Origin of the sequence: Mesorhizobium sp. M0598, from assembly GCF_040320865.1 — a bacterium.
Taxonomy (GTDB): domain Bacteria; phylum Pseudomonadota; class Alphaproteobacteria; order Rhizobiales; family Rhizobiaceae; genus Mesorhizobium.
Window position 1 is genome coordinate 43,362 of sequence record NZ_JAMYQL010000012.1, and the last position, 24,160, is coordinate 67,521.

Below are 24,160 nucleotides of genomic sequence, written 5' to 3' on the forward strand. Positions count from 1 at the left end.
GATATCTCCCAGGACGAGAACGCGGCGAGCCGTAAGAAAATTTCGGGGAGAGCGGGATTAACATCCCGACCTGCTCCGTAAACAGGACATGAAACGGCCGATGCCACGCTTCGATATTCTGGGACAGCTCGGTTCGCTGCGCCGCTATGCACGCTCGCTGACGCGCGACAGCGCCGATGCAGAGGATCTGCTGCATGATGCGCTGGTGCGTGCCTATGAGCGACGCGGCAGCTTCCACTCCGGCGGAAATCTTCGCGTATGGCTGCTGTCGATCGTCCATAATGCATTCATCGACGGTCTGCGGTCCCGCAAATCCGAAGCAATGCGCATCGAACAGGCCGGCTATCTCGCCGAGGCGAATGTCCAGGCTCCGCAGGAACATTCGGTCCGTCTGGCGCAGGTGCGCGAAGCGTTTTTCGAATTGCCGGAGGAGCAGCGTTCGGCGTTGCATCTCGTCGCCATCGAGGGGCTTAGCTACAGCCAGGCCGCTGAGGTGAGTGGCGTGCCGCTTGGCACGCTGATGTCGCGCATCGGCAGGGCGCGTGCGGCCCTGCGCGAGATGGAGGACGCGGTGCCGGCACGCGCGAAAGGCCATCTGAAGATCGTCGGAGGTGGATCATGAACCAACAGCGCGATCCCGTAACCGGCGCCGATCTCGACGCCTATGTCGACGATCAGCTGGACGTGGCTCGTCGCATCGAGGTCGAGGCGTTCCTTTCGGCCCGCCCGGACGCGGCCGCGCGGGTGATGTCCGACTTACGGATGCGTGACGAATTGCGCGTGGCGCTTGCCGGATCGAAAGGCATGGCGCGGCCCGCGACGGCCGATGCTGCACGGCGGCTGGAGCGGGGATTGGCGCGCGGCCGCGTCCTTGGTGCTTTGCAGCGAGTTGCGGCAGTCGCTGTCTTCGTCGCTGCCGGCTGGCTTGCGAACGGGCTCATCGGACCGATATCGGTGACGGAAGTCGTCGCTTCGACCCATCCGCCGGCCTATGTGGAGGACGCGGTCCGGGCGCACCGCACGACGCTCGTGCGCGAGGCGATGTCGTCGCAACCCGAAGCACCCGGCTACAATGCCGACGAAATCCGCGCCGCGACGGCGATCGTGATGCCATCGCTGCCAGCGGACTGGACGGTCCGTGACGTGCAGATCTATCCATCGCAATTCGGACCGAGCGTCGAGATGGCTGTCGAGACGAAAGAGATGGGGCTGGTCTCGTTGTTCGCGATCAGGCCCGGAACATTCGACGTCGTCAAGCCGACCGTCGTTCCCTCAGGCGAAGTTTCCTCGGCTTATTTCCAGATCGGCGAGGTCGCCTACGCGGTCGTCGGACACAGCGATGTCGGCGGTCTCGATCGCACGGCCGAAGCGCTCGCCAAAACGCTTTACTGATCGACCTGCAAGAAGGAGAACCACATGAACAATCTCGGATATATCGGGGCCGGAGCCCGAGCCGGAGCCGTCTACGATGAAGGCCTGCGCCGGCACATGCTGCGCGTCTATAACTATATGGGCCTTGGCCTCGTCGTTACGGGCGTGATCGCGTTCGTGGTGGCTTCCACGCCCGCCCTTTACGTGCCGATCTTCTCCACACCGCTGAAATGGGTGGTGATGCTGGCCCCGCTGGCCTCTGTGCTCTTGTTCTCGTTTCGGATGCAGGCAATGTCGGCAGCCGGCGCCCAGGCGATGTTCTGGGCATTCTGCGCGGTCATGGGCCTGTCGCTGGCTTCCGTGTTCCTGGTCTTTACCGGCACCAGCATCGCACGCACCTTCTTCATCGCCGCCACCATGTTCGGCGCGACCAGCCTTTACGGGTACACGACCAAACGCGACCTGACGCAGTTTTCGTCGTTCCTGATCATGGGCCTGATCGGCGTGGTGATCGCCAGCATCGTCAATATCTTCCTGGGCTCGACCGCGCTCCAATTCGCGATCTCTGTGATCGGCATCGCCGTCTTCATCGGCCTCACCGCCTGGGATACCCAGACGATCAAGGAGCAGTATGCGGAAAACTTCGGCGCGGAATCACAGCAGAAACTCGCTGTCTTCGGTGCATTCTCGCTCTATCTGAACTTCATCAACATCTTCCAACTGCTGTTGAACTTCACCGGCGAGCGCGAATAGCCGGCGTTGAACCAAGACCGGAGTTGGACATCATGGACAGAAACGATCAGCAAGCGATCGGACAGCTCTTCGAGAAGTTGGCAAGCGCCGAGCGCCAGGCGCCGCCGCGCGATGCCGAAGCAGAGCGCTTCATCCAGGACCAGATCACCCAGCAGCCTGGGGCGCCATATTACATGGCCCAGACGATCGTGGTGCAGGAGCAGGCCCTGAACGCAGCTCAGGCGCGCATAGAAGAACTGGAGGAGCAGGCGCGGCAGCCGGCCGGCGGTGGACCGCTCAGCGGCTTCTTCGGCCGCAGCGGCGGCAGGCGCTCAGGCTCGGTTCCGCGGGTAGGGCGCACCGCCTCCGTTGCAACTGAAGGGCCGCAGGACACGCCACAGCGGGCAGGCGGCGGTTTTCTTGCCGGCGCCGCGCAGACCGCGATGGGCGTGGCGGGCGGCGTGCTGCTCGGCAACGCGATCGCCGGCGTGTTTGGCGGCAGCGAAGCGAAGGCAGCTGAACAGCCGACGCCGCAGCCGGACGAAGCCGATCAGGCAGGCGATGCCAGCTCCGACAATGGCGGTGACTTCGGTGATATGGAGTTCTGACGAGCGGGTAAGCATAGGCGAGATGGCGAGGGCAACATCCGGGAAGCGAGCCCTCGCCGGCGGCTAATAACCCAGGCGCTTCAGTTCAGCCTTGACCGCTGCGATCGTCTTGAAGCGGAAGTGCTTCGTTGTGCCGTCGCGCCAATGGCAGTCGCATGTGGCGTCGAACTTCCGGCTCGCTTTCAATTGAGTCAGCGCCTTCTGGCCTGGCTTGGGGCCATCGAAGATGCGAACTTCGTAGAGCGTCCCTTCGACATCGTAGTGCATCTGAGCCCAGGAAAGTATCACGATCAGTTCCTTCGCCGGGTCGTGGTCGGCGTTGGCGAGGCCGAGCGCTATGTCCGGTGTGTCGCCCTCTTGTTCACCGATCGTGACCTGGATTGCGCGATATCTGTTGTCGGCTAGCCGTTGCAGCGCGACGAGCGGGCGTTCCGGATAGTCCTCAGCGGTCTGGTAATCGACGAAGAGTGTCTGGAGGCCGTTCCAGCTCACGGCTGTGGTGTGCGGATCAGCATTGTCGGCGAACCCAACAACACGTTTGGCGAAAGCCAGGTCGGTCTCGCCTGGCTCACGATCAAGGTCCTGCGCTCGCGCGCCAGTGAGCGCGCAGGCGAGGGTGAGGGCAAGACTTGCAAGCAGCGGAAGCGCCTTCATGATTCGCAACCCTAGCATGCCCGTTGCCCCACAGCGCTGTTGCGAATGTCTAAGAGTGACCGGCCTGATCTCGCCGCCAACGGATGCTATAGGCGTAGTCGCATAAGATAGGTTATGGAACTAGCTTGGCCGATTGGATGTGACGTGAAGATAGCACCTCGCGAGATCCAACTCGGGAACCCAGGCCGTAAAAACTTAGTCTTTCACTCTGATTCGTAAGGGATTTCGATCGTCATGCCGTCATAAGCAGGCTCGACGTTGGCCGGCGTCTCGGCCATTACCGTAGCGTAGTCGAGTGGCACATGCATGTGCGTCAGCACCGCGTTCTCCGGCGCCAGTCTTTCGATCCAGCCAAGCGCCTGGCCAAGCGACAGATGGCTCGGATGGACGGTGTATTGCAGCGCGTCGATGACCAGCATGTCCAGCCCGCGCAAACGCTTGGCGGTCGCCTCCGGAAAGTCGCTGACGTCAGGGCAATAGGCCAGCCCGCCGATGCGGAAACCCAGCGAGGTGATGTCGCCATGGAGCTGCAGCAGCGGTTCGAGGGTGAGGGCGCCGCCCTCGCCTGCGATCACCACCGGCCTGTGGTGGTCGATGATATGGGCGTTGACGATCGGCGGATACGAACTGCCTTGCGGTGTTTCGAAACAGTAGCGGAACGCCTCGCGTAGGCGCAGCATGGTAGCCTGATCCGCATGGATGTCGATCCGGTGGCGCTGCTCGAGCACGAAGCCGCGCAAATCGTCGATGCCGTGGATATGGTCGGCATGCGGATGTGTATAGACCACCGCATCGATGCGCTTGACCGATGCCAGCAGCATCTGCTCGCGGAAATCCGGGCCGGTGTCGATGACGACCGTGGTCCGAGCGCCACTCGCTGCGATCCGCTCGACGAGCGCTGCGGTGCGCGTGCGCCGGTTCCGGGGGTTCGCGGGATCGCAATTGCCCCAGTCGCCGGTGATGCGTGGCGTGCCCGGCGATGAGCCGCAGCCGAGGACGGTAAGACGTAACCGGTCGCTCATGCGTCAGGCGCCCGGCGCGCTCGGGCGCGGCATTTTCCTGAACAGCCGGAAGAAATTATCCGTGGTGATATTAGCAATCTCGGCCTCGCTGAAGCCGATCGTCTCGGCCAGCACCTTGGCTGTATGCGCGACATAGGCGGGCTCATTACGCTTGCCGCGAAACGGGATCGGCGCAAGGTATGGCGCGTCGGTTTCGACCAGCAGACGGTCGCGCGGCACATCGGCGGCGACGGCGCGCAGCTCGGCGGAGTTCTTGAAGGTCAGGATGCCGGAAAACGAGACGTAGCCGCCGAGCGCCACGCCGATCTCGGCCAGCCGGCGCCCCGACGAAAAACAGTGCAGGATGAAGGGGAAGGCGCCCTTCCCCGTTTCTTCTTCGAGGATATCAGCCATGTCGTCGTCGGCGTCGCGCGAATGGATGACCAGCGGCAGACCGGTCACGCGCGCCGCGGCGATGTGGGTGCGAAAGCCCTGCGCCTGTGCGTCGCGCGGCGCATGATCGTAGAAATAGTCGAGTCCGGCCTCGCCGATCGCCACCACTTTGCGATGAGCAGAGAGCCGCACCAGATCATCGACAGTGACATCAAGCTCTTCGGCCGCATTATGCGGATGGGTGCCGACCGAGCAATAGACCTCATCGAAAGTCTCTGCAATCTCAAGCACTTGGTTAAATCGCTTCACCCTCGTCGAGATCGTCACCATTCGGCCGATGCCGGCCGCTAGGGCGCGGGCGACAATGGCCGCCCGCTCTTCGGCGAAATCCGGAAAGTCGAGGTGGCAGTGACTGTCGACCAGCATCAGGCGTTCGCGTCCTGCTTTTCGTAACGCGGAAAGACCGCCTCCGGCGCGGGCAATGCCGTGCCGGGCACCAGCGCATAGTCGGCGTGGACATGCGCAAAGTCACGGTTGTCTGCCGGCACCGCCAGCAGGTCGAGCAGCTTAGCAGCCGACGCCGGAACAAAGGGCTGGCAGAGCAGCGTCACGCGCCGGACGACTTCGATCGTCGTCCACAGAACTGTCTTCATACGCTCTGGATCGCTTTTGCTTAGCGCCCAGGGTTGCTGAGAGGCGAAATAGCGGTCAGCTTCGGCCACCACTCCGAAGATCGCCGCCAGCGCCAAATGGATGCCCTGATCCGCCATCGCCTTTCGCGCGACGGCGAGTGCCCCCACCGCTTGGTCGAGGATGGCGCTGTCGGCTTCGGTCAGTTCGCCGCGCTTTGGCACCGCGCCGCTGCAGTTCTTGGCGATCATCTTCAGCGAGCGCTGCGCCAGATTGCCGAGGCCATTGGCAAGGTCGGCATTGGTGCGGTTGACGATCGCATCATGGCTGTAGCTGCCGTCCTGGCCGAACGGCACTTCGCGCAGCAAGAAATAGCGCACCTGGTCAAGGCCGTAGTGCTCGATCATCGCGAACGGGTCGATGACGTTGCCGACCGACTTGGACATTTTCTCGCCGCGGTTGAACAAAAAACCATGCGCGAACACGCGCTTCGGCAATTCGATGCCAGCCGACATCAGGAAAGCCGGCCAGTAGACCGCGTGGAAGCGGACGATGTCCTTGCCGATGACGTGCGCGTTTGCCGGCCAGAACGACCATCTCTCATTGGCCGGATCCGGATAGCCGGCGGCGGTGATGTAGTTGGTCAAGGCGTCGACCCAGACATACATCACATGCTTCTCGTCGCCCGGCACCGGGATGCCCCAGTCGAACGTGGTGCGCGAGATCGATAGGTCCTTCAGGCCGGACCTGACGAAGCTCATCACCTCATTGCGCCTCTCGGCAGGACCGACGAAATCGGGCTGGTTTTCGTAAAGTGCAAGGAGCCTGTCCTGATAAGCCGACAGCCGGAAGAAGTAGCTCTCTTCCTCGACCCATTCGACCGGCGTCCCCTGCGGCCCATAGCGGACATTGTCGGCACGCACCTCGGTCTCTTCTTCGCCGTAATAGGCTTCGTCACGCACCGAGTACCAGCCGGCATAGCCGCCTTTATAGACGTCGCCGTTGGCGGCCATCGCCTTCCAGATCGCCTGCGAGGCCTTGTAGTGCCGCTTTTCCGTGGTGCGGATGAAATCGTCATTGGAGGCATCGAGCGCGACGGCCATGCGCTCGAAATCGGCCGAGTTGCGGTCTGCCAGCTCGCGCGCTGAAATACCTTCTCTCTTCGCCGTCTGCAGCATCTTGATGCCGTGCTCGTCGGTGCCGGTGAGAAAGAGCACGTCCTTACCGTCGAGCCGCTGGAAGCGGGCCAGCGCGTCGGTGGCAATCAACTCGTAGGCATGGCCGATATGCGGTTTGCCGTTCGGATAGGAAATAGCCGTTGTGACGTAGTATTTTTCGCGTGCCATGGATGAGCCGTCATGAATGTCTGAATGAAAGATGTCGCGGTGAGATATCGCATCGAAACGGCAATTGCCATCCGACGCCAATGTGGTGGCTTCGAAGTTCCTGCGATTGATTGGGATCAATACTCGGGGGCTTCAAAGCCACGCCAGCGGCCGTCACATTCGCATTGCAGAATTCAGGCGGTAGATCATGGTCAGGGCGTGCTGCTTTTTGTCGAGATTGTAGGTCTCGGTTTCAGATATAGCGTTCAAAGCCTCGTGCCAAGTATCCGACAGCGTTTTGGCCCGCGCGAGATCGCCGGCGAGCGCGGCCTGGCTGGCGCCGGCCGACAGCAGATCAAGCGCGCGGCGATTGAATATCTCGAACGGGATTGCCTGGTCCCGGCCGGCGACCGCCTCGGCAAGACGGTAGGCGCCTGCGACATCTATCTTCTTGGACATCACCAGGGCGTCGAGGGTGGCGGCGATTTCGAGCCCTCCATACTGCGTCAACAGGATCGCATTGCGCGCGCTGCCCCCTGCCCGCTCCGCCAGCGCCGCGCGCGCCCCAGGATCCTCCGGTGGCGGCGGCTCGATGCTTTCCAGAACCGTCATCAAGCTCTCGGCATCGAGCGGCGCCAACCGCACCATCTGGCAGCGCGACCGGATCGTCGGCAGCAGACTGCCCGGCGCATGGACGATGAGGATGAACAAGGTGCGCGCGGGTGGCTCTTCAAGATTCTTCAGCAAGGCATTGGCAGCATTGGTGTTCATGTCGTCGGCGGGATCGACGATAACCACCCGGTAGCTGCCGTCGTGCGAGGTCAGCGACAGAAAACGGCTGACCTTGCGGATTTCGTCGACCGTGACCACTGTCTTGAAGCTCTTGGTCTTGTCGTTCGCCGGGCGTGTAAGATGCAGCACCGAAGGATGCGCGCCGGTGGCGATCTGTCGAAACAGCGACGAAGCCGGATCTGGAACGGCAAGGCTTTCCGGCGCCTGCTCGAAGGCCGGGTGCTTCAACAGATGATGCGCCAGGTGAAAGGCCAGCGTCGCCTTGCCGATGCCAACCGGTCCGGCAAAGATCAGTGCGTGCGGCAGCTTTCCCGAGCGGTAAGCGGTGGCGAGCATGTTGGCCGCCTGCAGGTGACCGACAAGACGCGGCGTCTCGGATGGCTCGGGCACCCCGTCCAGCGTATCGTGCTGTTCGGGCGCGATGCGTTCGAAAATCATGCTGGCGCCGCCTGCCTTCTTTGCGCCGGCATCATCCTCTCGAGAGCCGCGAAGACCGCGGCGGTAACGACATCCTCCACCGCATCTAGGTCGGCTGAGGCATCGACGACAACGCAGCGTTCGGGTTCAGCTGAGGCGATCGCGAGAAACGCCTCGCGCCGGCGTTGGTGGATGGCCAATGTTTCTTTCTCGAAGCGGTCCGGTCCGTCACTGCTGCCCCGCCGGGCGGTAGCGCGCCTCAGGCCCTCGGCGGGGTCGATGTCGAAGATCAGTGTCATGTCCGGCACCATGCCGTTGATGGCGACCTTCTCCAATGCGTCCATGAATGCCGGGTCGAGGCCGCCGGTGACGCCCTGGTAGACGCGCGAGGAATCCATGAAACGATCGCAAAGCACGACCGAACCGCGCTCGACTGCCGGCCGGATGACCTGTTCGACATGGTCGGAACGCGCAGCGGCGAAAAGCAGCGCTTCCATCTTGGGGCCGAACGGCTCGGCTGCGCCTGAAAGCAGGACATGCCTGACCGCCTCCGCGCCCGGCGAGCCACCCGGCTCACGTGTCACCAGCACATCGTATTTCTTGGCGCGCATCTTCTTTGCCAGCCGCTCGATCTGCGTCGACTTGCCTGCTCCTTCGCCGCCTTCAAAAGTGATGAAAAATCCGCGCGCCAAAGCCTTTGTCCATACTTCGGGGACCGTATAGTCCCGGCGGGAAAAAAGGTCCACCGCGACGGTGCTAACGCAGCCAGCCGACGGCCAGTTCCTTGGCGGCGTCGAGCGCGCGCTGCGGCAGCGAACCGACACCGATCGACTCGGCGGCAAACAGCGGCGTCTCCTGGCTCAGCGTATCGCCGATCCAGACGCGCAGCGTACCCACCGGCTGCCCCTCCTCCACCGGCGCTGCCACCGGTCCGTCATAGACGATCCTGGCGGTGAGCTTGTCGCGGTTGGTGATCGGCAGGAAGATCTGCACCGGTCCTTTTGCCTTTAACGCGACACCGGACTTGGCGCCGCCAAAGACCTGGGCTTCGCCAACCACTTCGTCCTTGGCGAATACTTCAGTCTTCTCGAAGGAGCGAACGCCCCAGTCGAGCAGCTTTCGCGCTTCCTCAGAACGCTCACGGTCGTTTGCCAGGCCGCTCATCGCCGCGATCACCCTTGTGCCGTTGTGGCTGACCGAGCCGACAATGCCGAACCCGGATCGCTCGCTGGCACCGACCGCGAGCCCGTCGGCGCCTATGTCCATGGCCAGTAGCGGATTGCGGTTCCTCTGGGAAATCTTGTTCCAAGTAAAATCCTTCTGGCCGTAATAGCGGTAGAGATCCGGGTAGTTGCGCCAGATATGCAGCGCCAGAAGCGCGAGTTCGCGAACGCTCGTTTGCTGCCCATCGGCCGGCAGACCGGTGGAATTGACGAAAGTCGATTTCTGCAAGCCGATCTGGCGGGCACGCTCGGTCATCTGCGCCGCGAAGTTTGCTTCGGACCCGGCCATCCCTTCAGCGATGACGATACAGCCGTCATTGGCCGCCTGCACGGTCACGCCCTGGATCAGGTCTTCCAGCCGGATCGTCGACTTGAGCTTGGCGAACATGGTCGATGTCCCCGAAGGAGCGCCGCCTTTGCGCCAGGCGTTCTCGCTCACCACGAAGGTGTCATCGAGCGTCATGCGCCCTGATTTGATGGCGTCGAAAACCACTTCCATCGTCATCAGCTTGGCCAGCGAGGCCGGCGGGATCAACCTGTCGGCGTCCTTGGAAAACAGCACGGTTCCGGTTTCGGCATCGATCATGAAGGCCTGCGCGGCCTTGGTCTCGAAAAGCTGAGCTGAGGCCGGCGCAAGCGAGAGCAGCAGCAGGCCGAGCGCCATAAGCCCGGTGAAAGGGTGAAAAGATTTCATCAGGTTCGACCAGTGAGCCGGCGCTTTTGCAAGTTGGCAGAAGCTATCAGGCTTTTGCCTGGCGGATCAATCGCGCGCGAAAAAACCAGGCAGCCCCGAGCTCAGTTGCGTACAGCAAGCGCATCCGGCGCACCATGCGACCACGCTGCCTGCAGCATCTCGTCCAGGCTGCCACGACCGTCGGCAAAGAGGTTGACCGAGTACCAGTCCTTGCCTTCAAGTTCCGAGCGCTGGATTTCGGTCTTGCCGAAGCTGGAAAGCTGGGCCGCCACACGCTCCGCTTCGGCGGCATTCTCGAATGAACCCGCCGCGACATAGGCGGTGGGCGACCCGGCTGGAGGGGCTTGCCGCTTCCACGATTGAAGAATTTTGGCGGGCGACATGCCGGCGCCATCCAGCTCGGCAAACGCGTTGGAGGCGCGTTGCACGCGCTCGTCCGCGTAAGACAGCGACGCCACGGTGAACGGCGATTGCGCCGGCAGGTTGATCTCCGGGCGCTCCGGCACGATCGGGCCGAAATCGGGCAGTACAATGTCTCCCAAAGCAGATGCTTGCACTGCCATGACAGGTCCTGCATCGGATCCCTGCCCGGAATTCGTCAGCTGACCGGGGAACGGCACGGCAGCAGCGCTCACCGGCAGGCTTGGCGACGGCCCATTCATCGCGACCATGACACCGCTGGGCAGGCCGTCCGACGGATCCGGCGCCCTGTTGCCTGGACGATACGAAGCCATAAGATACTGCCCGTCATTGCCTTCGAGCGGCGCACGGCCGACATATTCGACCTTCACCTCGGCCGTACCGATGTTGGCATAATCGAGCATTTCAGCAGCGCGCTTCGACACATCGATGATGCGTCCATCATGATAGGGTCCGCGGTCGTTGACGCGCACGATCACCGAGCTGCCGGTCTTCATGTTGGTGACCCGCGCATAGCTCGGCAGCGGCATGGTCGGATGCGCCGCCGTCAGATCTGCCATGTCGTAGACTTCGCCGTTGGCGGTCAACCGGCCGTGGAAGGCCTCACCGTACCAGGATGCGAGGCCAACCTTGGCGTAACGTTTGTCTTCCTTCGGATAATACCATTTGCCGCGCACCTGATAGGGCTTGCCGAGCTGGTCGCGTCCGCGAGACGTCTTGAACATGACGCGCGGGCTGGCTTTCACGCCGTATTCGGCTTCGGAAAAATATTCCTTGGAGCGAGGTTTCTTGTTGACCATCGCCTTTTGCTGCGGCCCGGCACATGCTGCAAGAAAGGCTGCCGACAAGGCAAACAGCGCGAAAGCGGAAGCGCGACGAAGACGCGGGCGCGCCGTGGTCTGCATATTTTGATTGTCCCCTATAGCATCGACGAAGGCACCGCAGCATGAACGTCAGCGATGCCAAAGCACCCACTCCAGAAACGCCGGCGACGCCCTACCCCAATCCTTTTTGTGCGCAGGAATTGTTTATCACCGTATTAACCGATTGTGGTCGGAACCGGGCGAGATTGTGGCACGGACCGCCTCGCTGATCGGCATGAAAATCATCGCTGATCGATCAGCAATGCGGTTCGTGGCGCGTTGCCCTTGGCTGGCCTGGCTGCGAGCGCAGATTCAGGGACCGAAGATCACAAGCTCGGTGAACGTCAGATCTCCAGGTGCGGGTGGTCTGGGACCCTTGAAGTATTTCAGCCCCTTGTTGGGCCGGTACCATCCCACCAAACCTGGAATCGGCTCCTTGGCGTCGACAAAGCAAACCAGGATTCCGCTTCGCAAGAGAAAGCGCCCCATCGCACCGGCGCAGCGGCTCAAATCCGCAAGCGAGCGGCAATAGATGACCTGATGGCACTGGATAACACCGTGCAACATTCGGCGCGGCATCAATACCAGGGGGAACGCTGCTCCGTCGCAAATGCAGATCAACGACAGGCAGCCCAGCGCGGCGTGTTCCGAGAGTATGTATCTCTCACTCTCGGGCAGCATAGCCAATTCCGGAAGATCGGGACGCACTTCGACCACGCGACATGACCGCTGCGCCGAACTCAAAGCCGGCAAGAAGGTAAATTGTCCGCTGGAGAAGAGCCGAAAGCCGAGCGCCCGGTTGGCTTTCAATGTCGCTTGTGCAGGCGAAATGTTCGTGTAGGTCACGTCCTTCCGCTTGAGAACCGCCGCAACCAACATGGCGCCATAAGGACGGAATTCTGCATCGACTGACCAGCTTGAAAGATTGCAGCGAATTTCCTCGCTCTCCGACCCCTGATAGCGAGCATAAAGGGTGAGCACAACGCCGACGATCCGACCGGCATGCTCCAAAGCAAAGCCATATTGTGGGAACTCGGCAACCACAGGCCGCTGCGACAAGCGGGTCAGAGCGTGTATCCAGTAACTCCGGTTACGCGCCGGAAAGCCCCTGCACAGGCAATCAACCACTCCCTCCCAGTCGGTTTCGCGGATTGGTCTACAGCGAAGACCGGGCGGGAGAGCGCCAAGTACGGCCAAAATCAACTCCAGAATACGATTTACTTACATGTGCCTAATGCGCTCCACATATCAGCGCTCAACGATTAATAGTCCGTGCGGGTTTTAAAAACGATTTTCCACACTCAGCACAAACACAGCTCGCCATGACGCTGCTCACCGTCCTGGATCGCGCCGAAAGGTGCGGCCGCCACGGTTGACTTGGCGTTGAATGCGGCTTTACAGGAATGGAGCGCGAACCGGTCGGGGAACGTCCTGGTGCCAATCCGGTACCGACAGCTCGAACCCGCTCCTCTCGCGATATCCTAAGTGATTGAAAAATCACCTTGGAGGGATGGCCGAGCGGTTTAAGGCACCGGTCTTGAAAACCGGCGTGGGTGCAAGCCCACCGTGGGTTCGAATCCCACTCCCTCCGCCATATCCGTCCAATTTCTTCAATCCTGCAGGCATGACGTCGAGTTTTCCGCTCGTCGGATTCTCGACTGCCTGGGTTTAACAGGCCGGTCCGGTTAGGGGAGAACCGCCGCTCTGCCCCATGCCGCGCGCCACCTCTCGCGTCGCTGAAATGCGACAGGTGCTGATCATGGCAACGATACCAAAGTACCGGTGATACTATTGCGTAATCAACAACCTGCCACAAAGCGAAGACTGTCACCCGCCGCGCAGCCGCGCTTCGTCGGGTTGATTTCTCCGCCCGAATATGGTGCTTCTCCCGCCCATGAATAAACTATTTTCTGCGGTCCTCGCATGGACGATAGTGGCTTGGCCGGCCAGCGCAATGGACAGCGCATTGCGCGCCGGCCTGCTGAAACTCGATCCGCAAACCCGGCTGGAGCAGCGATGCGACGCCGAAATTCTCGACCGGATTACCCGCGACGACCACAAATACAAAGCCGATCGTGTCGTCGCCTACGCTTTTGCGACGCCCGAAATGGGCGCCGATGCGATCAAGAGCCCGGGTGCTGCGTTTCGCAGCAAGGGACAGTGGTACCGGCTGAAATTCAAATGCGAAACAGCGCCGGACCATATGGAAGTCCTGCAGCTCCGCTATCGGATCGGTGATGAAATTCCGGAAAGCGACTGGCCCAAATACAATCTCTATAACTAGGCATTCGCGACCTGTGGCCGCATTTTGCCGGTGTTCGGGCCGATCGTCGCAAACTCTGTATATTGCCGCAATAACGGGCGGTTTGCCGACCTTGTTCCAACCAGTCCCTTGACGCGCAGGAACCATACACGTTAGGCCCTCCAGGCATTCGACGCGAACGGTCGGCCAACCAGCAAGGGACTTCCAGTCGATGGAAATTTTCACTGCCGCGGGCTTCTCGGCCCTGCTCCAGGTCATCGCCATCGACCTCGTGCTTGCAGGCGATAACGCCATCGTCATCGGTTTGGCCGCGGCGGGCTTGCCGGTCGAGCAGCGCAAGAGAGCGATTCTCATCGGCGTGGTGGCGGCGACGGTGCTGCGTATCGGTTTTGCTGCGATCACCGTCACCCTGTTACAGATTGTCGGCCTGCTGCTGGCCGGCGGCATCTTGCTGCTGTGGGTGTGCTGGAAGATGTATCGCGAGCTGCGCACGTCGTATGCCGACGAGGTGGAGGCGACCGAAGCGCTGTCCAATTCCGATATCAACGGCGATGATATGGTGGCCGGCAAGGCGCGCAAGAAGACCTTGGGTCAGGCGGCATTGCAGATCGTCATCGCCGACGTGTCGATGTCGCTCGACAACGTACTGGCGGTCGCCGGCGCGGCGCGCGATCACTTCCAGGTGCTGGTGATAGGCCTCGTCCTGTCGATCGCGCTGATGGGCCTTGCCGCGAGCTTCATCGCCAAGCTGCTGCACCGCCATCGCTGGATCGCCTATATCGGCCTTTTGATCATCTTTTATGTCGCACTCGATATGATCTACCGGGGCGCGGTGGAAGTCTTGCCGCATGTCAGCAGTGCGGTGAGCTGACACGCCGACTCGAATTCTCATCGGCCGGCCTTTCAGCTTCGGCGAGCCTTCGGCGACGCTGGCGGTTGCGTTTCGCCGCAGCCGCTGCCCATACCAATGCCGCGACAAGTGTGATACTGCGCCGCCAATCCTGAAAATCCGGAAAGCTTAGATGTCCGCCCCTCGCGTCAGTTTCGTCAGCCTTGGATGCCCGAAAGCCCTTGTGGATTCGGAGCGCATTATCACCCGCCTGCGCGCCGAAGGCTACGAGATCGCCCGCAAGCACGACGGCGCCGACCTGGTCGTCGTCAACACCTGTGGCTTCCTCGATTCGGCTCGCGACGAATCGCTCAACGCCATCGGCTCCGCACTTTCGGAGAATGGCAAAGTTATCGTCACCGGCTGCCTCGGCGCCGAGCCGGACGTCATCCGTGAAAGACATCCGAACGTCCTCGCCATCACCGGACCACAAGCTTATGAAAGCGTGATGGCGGCGGTGCATGAGGCTGCCCCCCCGAGCCATGATCCCCACATCGACCTTTTGCCGCCGCAAGGGGTCAAGCTCACGCCGCGCCACTATGCGTATCTCAAGATTTCGGAAGGCTGCAACAACCGCTGCACCTTCTGCATCATCCCGGCGCTGCGTGGCGACCTCGTATCGCGGCCGGCGGCCGACGTGTTGCGCGAAGCCGAGAAGCTGGCCAAGGCCGGGGTCAAGGAGATCCTCGTCATCTCACAGGATACCAGCGCCTACGGCATCGATATCAAATACCAGACCAGCATGTTCGGCGATCGCGAAGTGCGGGCGAAATTCCTCGATCTATCGCAAGAACTGGGCAAGCTCGGTGTCTGGGTGCGCATGCACTATGTCTATCCCTACCCGCATGTCGCAGACGTCATCCCACTGATGGCCGAAGGCAAGATCGTTCCCTATCTCGATATCCCATTCCAGCACGCCTCGCCGCAGGTGCTGAAGAACATGCGCCGGCCCGCTCATGGCGAAAAGACGCTCGAGCGCATTCGCGGCTGGCGCGACGTCTGCCCGGACCTTGCCATCCGCTCCACCTTCATCGTCGGCTTCCCCGGCGAGACGGATGACGATTTCGACATGCTGCTCGACTGGCTGGACGAGGCCAAGATCGACCGCGCTGGCTGTTTCAAATACGAGCCGGTCAGAGGCGCCCGCTCCAACGAGCTCGGCCTCGAGCAAGTGCCGCAGGAGATCAAGGAAGCGCGCTGGCACCGCTTCATGCAGCGCCAGCAGAAGATTTCGGCAACGCAGCTAACCAAGAAAATTGGCAAGCGCCTGCCGGTCCTGATCGACGAGGCGCATGGCAATTCGGCCAAGGGCCGGACCAAATACGACGCGCCCGAAATCGACGGTTCGGTCCATATCCAGTCGCGGCGGCCACTGCGCGCCGGCGACATCGTCACGGTCAAGATCGAGCGCGCCGACGCTTACGACCTTTACGGCTCAGCAGTCTGATATTCCGTCCAAAATGAAAAGGGCGCCGCGTGGCGCCCTTTCGTTCGATATGTTTCCGACCGCCTACTGCGGCAGCTTGTCGTCGACGCCCTTCACGTAGAAATTCATGCCGAGCAACGTGGCGTCGTCGGCGACCTCGCCCTCCTTCAGCCAAGGTGTGCCGTCCTGCTTGGCGATCGGCCCGGTGAAGGGGTTCCAGCCGTCGGCGATCTTCTTGGTGGTGGCTTCGGCCATCGCCTTGACGTCGTCGGGCATGTTGGTGAACGGCGCCAGCTTGACGGCGCCGTCCTTAATGCCGAGCCAGACATTATCGGGCTTCCAGGTGCCGTCGAGCGCCGCCTTGACGCGGCTGATGTAGTAGGGACCCCACTCGTCGGTCAGCGCGGTCAGCTGCGCGTGCGGCGCGAACTTGATCATGTCGGAGGACTGCCCGAAGCCGTGCAGCTTGCGCTCCTCCGCCACCTGCAAGGCAGCGGTCGAGTCGGTGTGCTGGACGATGATATCGGCGCCCTGGTCGAACAATGCCTTGGCAGCATCGGCCTCCTTGCCCGGATCGAACCAGGAGTTCACCCACACGATCTTCGCCTTGAAGTTCGGGTTGATCGACTGTGCGCCGAGCATAAAGGAATTTATGCCCATCACCACTTCCGGGATCGGGAAGGAAACGATGTAGCCGGCGACGCCCGACTTCGATTGCTTGGCGGCGATCTGGCCAAGCACGTAGCGGCCTTCGTAGAAACGCGCATTGTAGATGCCGAGATTTTCGGCCGTCTTGTAGCCGGTGGCGTGCTCGAACATCACCTTGGGGAATTTCTTGGCGATCTTTACTTCCGGGTCCATGAAGCCGAAGGACGTGCCGAAAATGATCTTGCATCCCTCGCGCGCCAGGCGCTCGAAGGCGCGGTCGGCATCGGGGCCTTCGGAGACGTTTTCGAGATAGGCGGTCTCGACCTTGTCGCCGAGTGCCTTTTCCACCTCGAGGCGGCCTTGGTCGTGCTGGTAGGAGTAGCCGAAATCGCCGATCGGGCCGGTGTAGACCCAGCACGCCTTCAGCTTGTCCGCCGCCTGGGCGGATGCCGCCAGCGACAATGCGGCCGTCGTCGCCATCAGGGCAATAAGCAGTTTTTTCATTGTGTTACCTCTCTGAGTTAAGCCTTGGAGCTTCCGTCTTTTTGTTGTCAACGATCCGGAACGAATGGCTGGCCCAAGGAGGCCGGCGTGTTCATCATCGTCAAACGCTTGTTGCGCGAGATTAGAACGAGAACCACGACGGTTGCCAGATAGGGCAGCGAAGAAAGCAGTTGCGAGGGAAACGATTTTAAGAACGCAATTAACTTGTAGAGCAACCAGGGCGCGTCGACGAAGTCCTGCAGATTAATGGCTTGGACGTGAAGCTGGCCAACCCAGATCGCGCCGAAAATATAGGCGCCGGCCAGCACCCGCCATGGCCGCCAGGAGGCGAAGACGACCAGAGCCAGCGCGATCCAGCCGCGGCCGGCGGTCATGTTCTCCACCCATTGCGGTGTGTAGACCAGCGATAGGTGACCGCCGGCGAGGCCGGCACAAGCGCCGCCGAAAATCACTGAGAGATAGCGGTAGCGGATGACGTGGATGCCAAGCGCATGGGCGGATGCATGGCTGTCGCCGATCGAGCGCAGCGTGAGCCCGGTGCGGGTCTTGAACAGGAACCACATGACGGCGGCGGTCAGCGCGATCGAGATGTAGAAGATTGGATCCTGGCCGAACAGCAGCCTGCCAACGACCGGGATTGCGGTCAGGCCGGGAATATCGAGGTTTGGCAGCCTTTCGCCGGGCTGGCCGACAAAATTCGTTCCCATCATGCCGGAAAGGCCGAGGCCGAGCAGTGTCAGCGACAGGCCGGTGGCCACCTGATTGGTGGCCAGCGACAGCGTCATGACGGCGAACAGAAGCGAGAACACTGCCCCCAGGGTGATTGCCGCCAACAGCCCTATCCAAGGCGAGCCGGTGAGATAGCCGGCGCCGAAACCGCCGACGGCACCCATGATCATCATTCCTTCGACGCCGAGATTGAGTACACCCGAACGTTCGACCACCAGTTCGCCGATCGCCGCGATCAGCAGCGGCGTCGCCGCCGTCGCGATGGTCAAGAGGATGTTGACGGTGATGTCCATCAGCGGGCTTCCTCCAGCTTCGGCGCTGCCTCGAGCTTCGGCGCGGAAAAGCCGGTCAGGCGAATGCGGTAATGGATGAGCGTGTCGCAGCCGAGCACGAAGAACAAAAGCATGCCCTGGAACACGCGCGCCACCTTGTCGGAGATGCCGAGCGCGCTTTGCACTGCCTCGCCGCCCAGATAGGTCAGCGCCAGCACAAGGCCTGCGGCGACGATGCCGAGCGGATTGAGCCGGCCGAGAAATGCCACGATGATAGCGGTAAATCCGTAGCCGGGCGAGATCACCGGCTGCAATTGTCCGATGGCTCCCGAGACCTCCGAAATCCCTGCAAGTCCGGCCAGTGCGCCCGACAGCAGGAAGGCAAAGAAGACCATGCGGTTAAGGCCAAACCCGGCGAAGCGCCCTGCCCTTGGGCTTGAGCCGAGCACGCGGACCTCGAAGCCTTTCAGCATACGGCTCATCAGGATCCAGATCAGTATCGCCGCGATCAGCGCGAAGACAAATCCCCAGTTTGCCCGGCCGGATTCCGGGAGGAGTTCCGGCAGTATGGCCGAGTCGTTGAACTGGATGGTCTGCGGGAAACCGTGGCCCTGCGGATCGCGCCACGGCCCGCGTACGAGCCAATCGAGGAAGAGCTGGGCGACATAGACCAGCATTAGGCTGGTCAGGATCTCGTTGGTGTTGAAGCGCGTCTTCAGCAGTGCCGGGATTGCAGCATAGGCGGCCCCACCGACCATGCCGAGCAGAAGCATCAGCGGCAGCACCAATGGGCCTTCGAACTGCGGAAACAGCACGGGGATGATCGAGCCGACAATGCCGCCCAGGATGAACTGGCCTTCGGCGCCGATGTTCCAGATGTTGGCCTTGTAGCAGACCGACAGTCCGACCGCGATCAGGATCAGGGGGGCGGCCTTGATCGCCAGCTCATGCAACTGCCAGACCTGGCTGATCGGTTCGATGAAGTAGATGCGGAACGCGGTCAACGGGTTGACGCCGAGCAGCGCGAACATGATGGCACCGGCAATGATCGTCAAAACGAAAGCGATGAAAGGCGAGAGTGCCGAAAACAGCATCGAGCGCTGCGGGCGTTTTACAAGTTCGAGGCGCATCAGGCCGTCTCCAGCGTATGTTCGGCATGACCGGGTTCGGCGCCGCCCATCAGCAGCCCGATTTTCTCGAACGTCGCTTCAGCTATCGGCAGCGGCTTCGACAGTTCGCCATTGTGCATGACCGTGATCGCATCGGAAATCTCGAACAGCTCGTCGAGGTCCTGGCTGATCACCAGCACCGCCGAGCCGCTGCGCGCCAGTTCGATCAGCGCCTGGCGGATGTGGGCCGCCGCACCCGCGTCGACCCCCCAGGTCGGCTGATTGACCACCAAGACGCTCGGCCGGCGGTCGAGTTCGCGGCCAACGATGAATTTCTGCAGATTGCCGCCCGAAAGAGCCGCAGCCTCCGGATCCGGCGCGCTCTTGCGCACGTCCATTGCCTTTATGATGCGCTGGGCAGCGGTATGGATCGCATCGCCCTTGACCATTCCACCGGCGCCGACAAACATCTTGCCATCGGTGGCGTGGCGCGACAGAAGCAGGTTCTCCGAAAGCTTCATGCGCGGTGCTGCGCCATGGCCGAGCCGCTCTTCCGGGACGAAGGCAGCGCCCATCAGACGCCTGCCGGTGATGGTGAGGCCGCCGGCATCCTTGCCGCGGATGCGGACCGAGCCGGCATCCTGCTGCAGCACCTCGCCGGAAACGGATTCGAAGAATTCGCCCTGGCCGTTGCCGGCCACACCGGCAATGCCGATCACCTCGCCGGCGCGGACCTCGAGATTGATGTTCCTGAGCGGGATCGAGAACGGGGTCGCTGGCTTGCGGGTGAGTTCGCGGATTTGAAGCAGCACCGGCGCGGTCTCGATACCCTCGGCCGGCGCCCGCACCACGGCCAGCACTTCGTTGCCGACCATCATCCGCGCCAACGAAGACGCGGTTTCCTGGCGCGGATTGCAATGGCCGACCACCTTGCCGTGACGCAGCACGGTGGCGCGGTCGCAGATCCGTTTGACCTCTTCCAGCCGGTGCGAAATGTAGAGGATGGACTTTCCTTCCGAACGCAGCCGTTCGAGCGTCTCGAACAACTTATCGGCCTCCTGCGGCGTCAGCACCGAAGTTGGTTCGTCGAGTATGATGAGTTGCGGCGTCTGCAGCAGGCAGCGGATGATTTCGATACGCTGACGCTCGCCGACCGACAGATCACCGACCAGCGACAGCGGATCGAGAGGCAGGCCGTAACTGTAGGAGAGCGCCCTCGCCTTGGCCGCGATCGTGCTGATCGGCGAGCCATCATCCAGCGACAGCGCGATGTTCTCCGCCGCCGTCAGCGCTTCGAACAGCGAAAAATGCTGGAAAACCATGCCGATGCCGAGCTTTTTTGCGGTACCGGGGCTGGTGATCCTGACCGCCTGGCCATTCCAGAAAATCTCGCCGGAATTCGGTTCCAGCGATCCAAACAGCATTTTCACCAGGGTCGACTTGCCGGCGCCGTTCTCGCCAAGCAACGCGTGGATCTCACCCTTGGCAATGTTGAGATCGACATGGTCGCACGCCGTCAACGTGCCGAATATCTTTGTGAGGCCGCGAACCTCAAGCAAGTTTGCGCCGTCCTGATCTGCACTCACGGTGCCTCCATCTGGTTTGCCAGACATGTTCTGTGTTCCCGCAAGCATCGTATGCGCGGGCTGCTCTCTACGGTAAGCGCCTCACGACTTGAAAGAGCTTCAAGAATTTCAGCGGAAACTCAAGCGGTAAAGAGCAGTTCGCAAGAACGGCGGGGTCGGCGGCCCGAAACGGCGGGCGCCTAAGGGATAAGTATTGTTGTCCCGGTGGTCCGGCGCCCTTCGAGATCGGAATGCGCCTTGCCGGCCTCGCTGAGCGCGTAACGCTGGTTTATCTTGATCTTGACGGCGCCGCTGAGCACCACGTCGAACAAGGCGGCGGCGGAAACCTCGAGGTCTTCGCGCCTGGCATTATAGACGAACAGCGTCGGCCGCGTTGCGAACAGCGAGCCCTTCTGCGCCAGCAACGAGATGCTGAAGGGCGGGATCGGCCCAGACGATTGACCGAAGCTGACGAAAGTGCCGAGCGGCCGCAGGCAATCGAGCGAGGCTGGAAATGTGTCGTTGCCGACTGAATCGTAGACAACGTCGCATTTCTTGCCACCGGTGATAGCGGCAACGCCGGCCACGAAATCCTGTTCGCGATAGTTGATCACGTGGTCGAAGCCATGCGTCTTGGCGAGCTCGATCTTGTCGGTGGAACTCGCCGTGCCGATCACTGTCGCGCCGAGATGCTTGGCCCATTGGCCGAGGATCAGCCCGACACCGCCGGCCGCCGCATGAAACAGGATCGTGTCGCCGGCTTTCACCTTGAATGTACGGCGCAACAGATATTCGGCGGTCATGCCCTTTAGCATCATGGCTGCGGCCTGTTCGTCGCTGATGCCGTCCGGCACCTTCACCACGCGGTCGGCGGGGATCACGCGCTGCCCGGCATAGGCGCCGGTCGTCACGGCGTAGGCGATGCGATCGCCGGGTTTGAGCCAGTCGACATCCGAGCCGACATCCAAGACCACGCCGGCCGCCTCGCCGCCAGGGATCAGCGGAAATCCGCCCTGCGGCGGATAAAGGCCAGAGCGATAATAGACGTCGATGAAATTGAGACCGATCGCGGTATGCTTGACCAGGATCTGTCCCGAGCCCGGCTGCCCGGGATCGGCATCCTCATAGGTCAGGACCTCCGGGCCCCCATGGGCATGGATGCGGATCGCTTTGGACATTTTCTGGCTCTCTTGGGATCAGGCTTTCTTATCCGGCTTGGCGCCGAGATTTGGGAAGAACTGCATGATAGCGCCGATGCAGGCGAGGTAAAGCCCGGTGAACGTAATCCCGAACTTGATGAAATCGCTGACCTGCTCGCCCAGCACGCCGATCTGGTCGTAGAAGGAGGCAAGTGCGGCCTGCGCCAGCGCCAGCGCGCCGAAAGCGCACCAAAGCAGCGTCATGCCGAGATTGATTGGCCGCAGCCGCTTCACCCGCACCGGATGGATGAAATTGATCGGCACGAAGGTGAGAATGCCGGCCACCACGACCACGGCGAAAGAAACCCATTGTCCGGGCTCGATGACGAACAGCGTGAACACCACCATGTTCCAGACGACCGGAAAGCCCTTGAAGAAATTCTCCTTCGTCTTCATGCCGGTATCGGCATAGTAGATTGCGCTCGACACCACGATGATCGCCGCCGACAGGAACGACAGGCGCTCGCCCATGAAACCGCGCTGATAGAGCGCGAAGGCCGGAATCAACACGTAGGTCACGTAGTCGATGATGTTGTCGAGCAGTTCGCCCGACCAAGTCGGCAGGATTTCCTTGACATCGAGCTTCCTGGCGATCGGCCCGTCGATGCCGTCGACGAAAAGCGCCAGCCCCAGCCACCAGAACATCGCCGTCCAGCGCTGCTCGCTTGCTGCCACTAGCGACAGAAACGCCAGGAATGAGCCCGACGCGGTCAAGAGATGGACCGAGAACGCCCGCGCCTGAGGCCATGTGACTTTCTTCTTCGGCCGCGGAATCCGGTCGGCGATTTTCCTGGCCGTCGTCTTCTTGCTCACGGGCCCCGCCAGTCCAGCTTGCAGATTTCGGCCGAACGGCCAGCAAAGTTCCAGTTGCGGCCAAAGGCCCGCATTTTGCTCTTGTCGGATTTGGCGACGATGATTTCCGGCGCAATCCAGTATTCCGAATTGCTGATGACCGTATCCTTATCGCGATCCTTGCCGGTGATTGGCGTCACCGCACCATCGATGATCTTCGGTATCTGAAAGATGCGTGTTTTTTCACGCGTCTCGTAGGTGATCGGCACCTGCTCGGCGCCGAGGAACTGTCCGACCAGGATGGAGAGCAGCGATGTGGTTCCACCGGCCTTGCCGGTGAATATCTTCGTCAGTCCCTTCACAGCGTAAACCGAGGCGCGCTTGTCGATGAACAGGCCCGCCGTCCAGTTGCCGCGGCTCATATAACCGGGGATTTCCATGACCAGCCCAAGATTGAGACCGGACAGGTCGACCTCGCCGAAATGGCCGGCATCGATCCGGAACCCCGCCCAGGTTTGGCAATAGCCTTCCGTAGGCGGATGATTGCCGAGCGACAGAACGCAAGGGCAAAAAACCGTGCAATTGCAGGAAAGGATGAGCTCTCCCTTCATTGCCCAGTTTTGATCTGTCATCGAATTCTCCCCCTCATGCCGAGACTACTAGTAGCGCGGCTGCCCAGACAAGCAGTATCGCACCGCCCAACCGCGTCGGCAGATTGCCTGCCGTCTGTTTTTCGACCAGGCTGAACAAGCCGATCAGCGCCATCCAGAACACGTTGATCACACCGACGGCAAACATTACCAGCATCAGCGCCCAGCAGCATCCAAGGCACCACAGGCCCTGCTCCATACCGAGCCGGAAAATGCGAATGGGCCTGGCGCTCCAGTTGGCGAACAGGACCGAGAACGGATTTCTGCACTTCTCCAGACAGGCTTCCTTCAGCCAGCTGAACTGATAGAGACCAGCGATCGACAGCGCGGCTGCTCCGGCAATTCCAAGCAGCGGATCGAGCATCTGCCCGGATGACACGAATGCATGGACTGCGAGCGTCAGGGCAGCGAATATTGCCGAGGCGGCAAGCCAGACGCTCAAATATCCAGCGACAAGGATCAGCGGATGGGCAACGGGTTCCCCCTTGATCCTGGCGGTATCTGCGATCTCGCAATAGGTGCGGATCATCGGCGCCGCGGAGGGCAGCATGGTCGCGATGGCCATCAACAGCCACATCGCGGTGAGTGCCCCGCCTTGCGCGCCTACGCTTGCGCGAAGCGGCGCCGGCGCAAGGCAAAGGGCGAAGAAACGCGCAAGGAAATCCGGCAACGGCAGTTGCGGCAGGTATTCCAGCACGGCGTCGCCGGGTACATCAGCGCCCGGGAGCCGGCTCACCGCCCCCCGAACTGCCATTGCGCCGAGAAGGAGCCAGGCAAGGGCGATGCCCATGCCGGCAACAACGCTCACGGTCAGTCGAGGGCTGCGCGCAACGCTCGCCATCGCGCGGCCGGTGCCGTCGAGGTGGCTGAAATCGTCTTGTTGGCCGGTCATGGCAACCGAATGGGCCGAATCGCCGCGTTGATCAAGCCGCATCACCTGACCTATATGGACCAGCAGGTCGGACGGGCCTCACCTCGCAATCCGGAAGCC

At 61.6% G+C, this 24,160-nt stretch carries 24 protein-coding genes and 1 tRNA gene; 8 read left to right on the forward strand and 17 right to left on the reverse strand.

Annotated features, from left to right (window positions below; genetic code table 11):
• Positions 1-88 precede the first annotated feature (88 nt).
• The 4 genes from NKI59_RS17030 to NKI59_RS17045 are packed head-to-tail and all read left to right on the forward strand — an operon-like array spanning position 89 to position 2,711.
• Positions 89-622, forward strand: coding sequence for a sigma-70 family RNA polymerase sigma factor (locus NKI59_RS17030; RefSeq protein ID WP_502901071.1), 534 nt, complete (start codon positions 89-91; stop codon positions 620-622).
• Complete coding sequence (locus NKI59_RS17035) at positions 619-1,392, forward strand: anti-sigma factor family protein (RefSeq protein ID WP_352705528.1); 774 nt, start codon at positions 619-621, stop codon at positions 1,390-1,392. The genes NKI59_RS17030 and NKI59_RS17035 overlap by 4 nt, the downstream gene beginning before the upstream one ends.
• Positions 1,393-1,416: 24 nt before the next feature.
• A complete protein-coding gene (locus tag NKI59_RS17040; RefSeq protein ID WP_352705530.1) occupies positions 1,417-2,124 on the forward strand; it encodes a Bax inhibitor-1/YccA family protein in 708 nt (235 codons plus the stop codon).
• Between the two features lie 32 nt (positions 2,125-2,156).
• Positions 2,157-2,711, forward strand: a complete 555-nt coding sequence (locus NKI59_RS17045) for a DUF2076 domain-containing protein (protein WP_352542012.1) — start codon at positions 2,157-2,159, stop codon at positions 2,709-2,711.
• Between the two features lie 63 nt (positions 2,712-2,774).
• On the opposite strand, the gene NKI59_RS17050 is transcribed toward NKI59_RS17045, so the two are convergent.
• The 9 genes from NKI59_RS17050 to NKI59_RS17090 form a co-directional block, all read right to left on the reverse strand.
• Positions 2,775-3,365, reverse strand: a complete 591-nt coding sequence (locus tag NKI59_RS17050; RefSeq protein ID WP_352705533.1) for a hypothetical protein — start codon at positions 3,363-3,365, stop codon at positions 2,775-2,777.
• A 203-nt stretch (positions 3,366-3,568) separates the two neighbouring features.
• Entirely contained in the window at positions 3,569-4,387 is an 819-nt protein-coding gene (locus tag NKI59_RS17055; protein WP_352705535.1) for an MBL fold metallo-hydrolase, read from the reverse strand.
• Positions 4,388-4,390: 3 nt separating this feature from the next.
• Positions 4,391-5,185 carry a TatD family hydrolase gene (locus NKI59_RS17060; RefSeq protein ID WP_352646059.1) on the reverse strand — a complete coding sequence of 265 codons (795 nt, stop codon included), beginning with the start codon at positions 5,183-5,185 and terminating at the stop codon, positions 4,391-4,393.
• A complete protein-coding gene (gene metG / locus NKI59_RS17065; protein WP_352705537.1) occupies positions 5,185-6,735 on the reverse strand; it encodes a methionine--tRNA ligase in 1,551 nt (516 codons plus the stop codon). Before metG ends, NKI59_RS17060 begins: the two co-directional genes overlap by 1 nt.
• A gap of 153 nt (positions 6,736-6,888) precedes the next feature.
• Positions 6,889-7,944, reverse strand: coding sequence for a DNA polymerase III subunit delta' (locus NKI59_RS17070; RefSeq protein ID WP_352705539.1), 1,056 nt, complete (start codon positions 7,942-7,944; stop codon positions 6,889-6,891).
• Complete coding sequence (gene tmk / locus NKI59_RS17075; RefSeq protein ID WP_352448921.1) at positions 7,941-8,615, reverse strand: dTMP kinase; 675 nt, start codon at positions 8,613-8,615, stop codon at positions 7,941-7,943. The genes NKI59_RS17070 and tmk overlap by 4 nt, the downstream gene beginning before the upstream one ends.
• Positions 8,616-8,679: 64 nt before the next feature.
• The gene (locus NKI59_RS17080) at positions 8,680-9,810 is read right to left on the reverse strand and encodes a D-alanyl-D-alanine carboxypeptidase family protein (protein WP_352705675.1); all 1,131 of its coding nucleotides are present in this window, start codon (positions 9,808-9,810) and stop codon (positions 8,680-8,682) included.
• 131 nt (positions 9,811-9,941) lie between these two features.
• Entirely contained in the window at positions 9,942-11,165 is a 1,224-nt protein-coding gene (locus NKI59_RS17085) for a septal ring lytic transglycosylase RlpA family protein (RefSeq protein WP_352705541.1), read from the reverse strand.
• Between the two features lie 270 nt (positions 11,166-11,435).
• Positions 11,436-12,167 carry a hypothetical protein gene (locus NKI59_RS17090; RefSeq protein ID WP_352705543.1) on the reverse strand — a complete coding sequence of 244 codons (732 nt, stop codon included), beginning with the start codon at positions 12,165-12,167 and terminating at the stop codon, positions 11,436-11,438.
• A 460-nt stretch (positions 12,168-12,627) separates the two neighbouring features.
• Here NKI59_RS17090 and NKI59_RS17095 point away from each other — a divergent pair.
• From NKI59_RS17095 to rimO, 4 genes are all read left to right on the forward strand, one after another.
• A tRNA-Ser gene (locus tag NKI59_RS17095) sits at positions 12,628-12,717 on the forward strand.
• A gap of 282 nt (positions 12,718-12,999) precedes the next feature.
• Positions 13,000-13,407 carry a DUF930 domain-containing protein gene (locus NKI59_RS17100; RefSeq protein WP_352456770.1) on the forward strand — a complete coding sequence of 136 codons (408 nt, stop codon included), beginning with the start codon at positions 13,000-13,002 and terminating at the stop codon, positions 13,405-13,407.
• 190 nt (positions 13,408-13,597) lie between these two features.
• Positions 13,598-14,257 carry a TerC family protein gene (locus tag NKI59_RS17105; RefSeq protein WP_352705545.1) on the forward strand — a complete coding sequence of 220 codons (660 nt, stop codon included), beginning with the start codon at positions 13,598-13,600 and terminating at the stop codon, positions 14,255-14,257.
• A gap of 151 nt (positions 14,258-14,408) precedes the next feature.
• Complete coding sequence (gene rimO / locus NKI59_RS17110) at positions 14,409-15,722, forward strand: 30S ribosomal protein S12 methylthiotransferase RimO (protein WP_352705547.1); 1,314 nt, start codon at positions 14,409-14,411, stop codon at positions 15,720-15,722.
• A 63-nt stretch (positions 15,723-15,785) separates the two neighbouring features.
• Here rimO and NKI59_RS17115 read toward each other — a convergent pair whose 3' ends face one another.
• The 8 genes from NKI59_RS17115 to NKI59_RS17150 form a co-directional block, all read right to left on the reverse strand.
• Positions 15,786-16,853, reverse strand: a complete 1,068-nt coding sequence (locus tag NKI59_RS17115) for a BMP family ABC transporter substrate-binding protein (RefSeq protein ID WP_352705549.1) — start codon at positions 16,851-16,853, stop codon at positions 15,786-15,788.
• Positions 16,854-16,900: 47 nt separating this feature from the next.
• A complete protein-coding gene (locus NKI59_RS17120) occupies positions 16,901-17,875 on the reverse strand; it encodes an ABC transporter permease (RefSeq protein WP_352705550.1) in 975 nt (324 codons plus the stop codon).
• The gene (locus NKI59_RS17125) at positions 17,875-18,987 is read right to left on the reverse strand and encodes an ABC transporter permease (protein ID WP_352636755.1); all 1,113 of its coding nucleotides are present in this window, start codon (positions 18,985-18,987) and stop codon (positions 17,875-17,877) included. Before NKI59_RS17125 ends, NKI59_RS17120 begins: the two co-directional genes overlap by 1 nt.
• The gene (locus tag NKI59_RS17130; protein ID WP_502893792.1) at positions 18,984-20,576 is read right to left on the reverse strand and encodes an ABC transporter ATP-binding protein; all 1,593 of its coding nucleotides are present in this window, start codon (positions 20,574-20,576) and stop codon (positions 18,984-18,986) included. The genes NKI59_RS17125 and NKI59_RS17130 overlap by 4 nt, the downstream gene beginning before the upstream one ends.
• 152 nt (positions 20,577-20,728) lie before the next feature.
• The gene (locus NKI59_RS17135) at positions 20,729-21,706 is read right to left on the reverse strand and encodes a quinone oxidoreductase family protein (RefSeq protein WP_352448914.1); all 978 of its coding nucleotides are present in this window, start codon (positions 21,704-21,706) and stop codon (positions 20,729-20,731) included.
• A gap of 18 nt (positions 21,707-21,724) precedes the next feature.
• Complete coding sequence (gene pcsA / locus NKI59_RS17140) at positions 21,725-22,501, reverse strand: phosphatidylcholine synthase (RefSeq protein ID WP_502896505.1); 777 nt, start codon at positions 22,499-22,501, stop codon at positions 21,725-21,727.
• Positions 22,502-22,536: 35 nt separating this feature from the next.
• Positions 22,537-23,151, reverse strand: coding sequence for a DUF1326 domain-containing protein (locus NKI59_RS17145; protein ID WP_352471871.1), 615 nt, complete (start codon positions 23,149-23,151; stop codon positions 22,537-22,539).
• A 13-nt stretch (positions 23,152-23,164) separates the two neighbouring features.
• Positions 23,165-24,061 (reverse strand): DUF2182 domain-containing protein, encoded by an 897-nt coding sequence (locus NKI59_RS17150; RefSeq protein ID WP_352705552.1) that lies wholly within the window; start codon positions 24,059-24,061, stop codon positions 23,165-23,167.
• Positions 24,062-24,160: the final 99 nt, after the last annotated feature.